The organism is Protofrankia sp. CiP1_Cm_nod3 (assembly GCF_982290655.1).
The window spans coordinates 1-657 of sequence record NZ_CEVIVD010000166.1; the positions used below are offsets into that span (position 1 = coordinate 1).

The window sequence follows — 657 nt, forward strand, 5'->3', positions numbered from 1 at the left end:
GGGTCGACTCCGCCCGCAAAACCCGCCACATCAAGCAGCTCGCGGATCATGCGGGCGTACGGCTGCAGTACGAGTAGCTACCTGCCGGGCAACCGCTCTGGTTCGCTGGTCAGGACCCGCCGTAGATGCCGCCACGGCTCCGGCTGCAGCTGGCGTCGCCGACACCTCGGGCGAAGCCTGTGCCTCTCCAACCCGACCGGCTGCGATCTTCGTCCGTGCCTTGACGATCCGCGCCTCGGCCAGCGCCGCATACTCCGGGTTCAGCTCGATCCCCACCCACTCCCGGCCATGCCGCTCGGCCGCCACAGCCACCGTGCCGGCGCCCAGGAACGGATCGAGCACCACGCCTGGCCGGAAGCCGACTTGGCAGTCGCAACTCGGGCGCAGCTCGCCGAGCACGGCCAAGTGGCCGCGCCGGCGGGCCGGTTCCCGCGTCCACGGCTTCCCGCAGCCCACGCACACCCGCTCCGGGCAGCTGGCCAGCAGCGGCCGCTCGGCCAGCGCGATCGGGAAGGTCGCGAAGTGCGCCTCCCGGTAGCCGGCGGTGGCCAACCACCAGACATCGCCCGGGTTCTTGCCGAGCGGGTGGCCGGTGAGGCCGTTGACCTTGAGGCTGCCGAGCCCGGTGTTGCGGTTGGTCCGCCGGGTGCGGTTGAC

1 protein-coding gene is annotated in these 657 nt (G+C 72.0%); it reads right to left on the reverse strand.

The window, feature by feature from the left end; translation table 11 throughout:
• Window positions 1-30 precede the first annotated feature (30 nt).
• The coding region (locus tag AC5LUJ_RS21165; protein WP_493465589.1) for a DNA methyltransferase at window positions 31-657 on the reverse strand (627 nt) is incomplete at its 5' end.